The sequence below is a fragment of the Aeromicrobium sp. PFPM2_SD2 genome (genome assembly GCF_057364525.1).
In genome coordinates this window covers 1-1880 of the sequence record NZ_JBNFNZ010000470.1, presented here as the reverse complement: position 1 = coordinate 1880, position 1880 = coordinate 1, and the positions used below count along the sequence as shown (strand labels likewise).

Below are 1880 nucleotides of genomic sequence, written 5' to 3'. Positions count from 1 at the left end.
CCCCGTCGCCGGCACCTCACGGACGCGCAGCCGGATCGTCTCGCCCGCGGGGTCGGCGTAGTCGAGCGGCACCTCCACCCAGGCGCAGCGCGCGTCGTCCTCGCAGTCGCGCCACGTGGGCTCCTGGCCGTAGAACCGCTCCAGGCCGGCCGGCGCTGCTCCCCCGTCGGCTTCGGGGCGCTCGCGACCGGCTCGTCGCGGTCGATCGTCACCACGACCGCAGCGACGATCACGGCGACGACGGCAAGGGCCAGGAGCGGGATCAGGTAGGGGCGCAGACGGGTCACGAGGTCTCCCGGGGTCAGGCGGCGAGCGCGAGCATCATGCGCTCCAGGCACAGGAGCGGGGCCGCGTTGGCCGCCACCGACTCCCTGCACTCGAGGATGGCATCGACCCGTCGGAGGGTCGACTCCGCCGTCCCCAGGCTCGCCGCGGACCGCACGGCGTCGGCCACGTCGGCGTTCACGAGCGCCGACGCGTCGGTGACGGTGCCCAGCTGGACCGCCAGGACGTCGCGCTGGAAGGACAGCAGGTCGAGCAGCATGCCGTCGATCGCGTCGCGCGACAGCCGCGTGCGGCGGCGCTTCTGCTCCTTCTCCAGCGCCGACAGCGCCCCGGCGTAGCCGGAGGGACGCTTGCCGCGCTCCTCGACGCCCCAGCCGGCCCGCAGGTCGGCCAGCTCCTTGGCGTCGGCGGTGTCGGCCAGCTCCTTGGCGTGGTCGGCGGCCAGGTCGCGCAGGAAGTTCAGCTTCTGGAACGCGGCTCCCAGCCGGCAGGCGCCGGGGGCCAGCTCCGCGTAGGCCGCGTCGGGGTCCGGGCACTCCCGCAGGAACGCGCGCAGGCACATGAGCCCGACGACCTCCGCCGAGCCGTGCACGTACGCGTCGAGGCTCGCCTGGTCGTGCTCCAGCACGTCCAGGTCGGTGCGCATGGACGCGAAGAACGGCGTGACCAGCGCGGGCTCGATGCCGCACTCCTGCGCGGTGCGGGCGAACGCGTGCACGACGAGGTTCGCGCTGTGGCCCGTGCGCATGGCCGTGAGGGTCTCGGCCTCCAGGTCGTCCAGCAGCGCCCGGCGGACGTCGTCGCTCTCGCCGGCGCGCGGGGCGTCGACGATCTCGTCGGCCACCCGCACGAGGGCGTACACGTGCCGGACGTGGCACCGCACGGGCTCGTCGAGCAGCCGCGCGGCCAGGCCGAAGGACGTCGAGTAGCGCCGGATCACCAGGCGCGCGGTGGACGAGGCGAGCGCGTCGTACTGGTCCGCCGGGTCGGACGAGCGGGAGCGACGCGGGTCGAGGAGCATCATGCGGCCTCCTTGGCGCAGCGGCCCAGCAGCGTCATGAGCCAGTCGGTCGTGGTGCCGCCGAGCCCGGCGGACTCCAGGTCGGCCAGGCCGTCGCGCAGGTGCTCGCCCGCGACGCCGGCGACGTGCTCGTGCGAGCCGGCCGCCTCGAGGGCGTCGCGCACGGTGCGCAGGTCGTGCTCGGTGACGGCCGGGTCGCCCCAGCGCGGCGCGAGCTCGGCCCAGGCGGACGTCCCGCGGGCGTGGCTGACCAGCAGGGTCAGCTTGCCCTCGCGCAGGTCCGCGAGCGGGTCCTTGCCCGTGGTGCGGGCGTCGTCGAACATCCCGGCCAGGTCGTCGTAGAGCTGGAAGGCGATGCCCAGCGAGCGTCCGGCCCGGGCCAGCAGCCCCAGGACGTCGTCGTCGGCGCCGGCGAGCAGCGCGCCGGTCTGCAGGGGCAGCACGAAGGAGTACGCGGCCGTCTTGCGGTGGGCCAGCTCGAGCACGTCGTCGACGGTCGGCCACGCGCCGCCCAGGGTGAGCCGGACGTCGCGAGCTCGCCGGCGCGGAGACGGCCAGGGCCTCCCCCGCGAGG

General features: G+C 75.3%; 2 protein-coding genes. Both read right to left on the bottom strand.

What is annotated here, in order from left to right; all coding sequences use genetic code 11:
• Positions 1–301 precede the first annotated feature (301 nt).
• The gene (locus AC2W7G_RS15195; RefSeq protein ID WP_485869176.1) at positions 302–1309 is read right to left on the bottom strand and encodes a squalene/phytoene synthase family protein; all 1008 of its coding nucleotides are present in this window, start codon (positions 1307–1309) and stop codon (positions 302–304) included.
• The coding region (locus tag AC2W7G_RS15190) for a polyprenyl synthetase family protein (protein WP_485869175.1) at positions 1306–1880 on the bottom strand (575 nt) is incomplete at its 5' end. The genes AC2W7G_RS15190 and AC2W7G_RS15195, both read right to left, overlap by 4 nt.

What these genes read in the sequence shown, in the direction of transcription:
- AC2W7G_RS15195 (WP_485869176.1), bottom strand. Translation starts at nt 1,309, where the DNA reads ATGATGCTCCTCGACCCGCGTCGCTCCCGCTCGTCCGACCCGGCGGAC.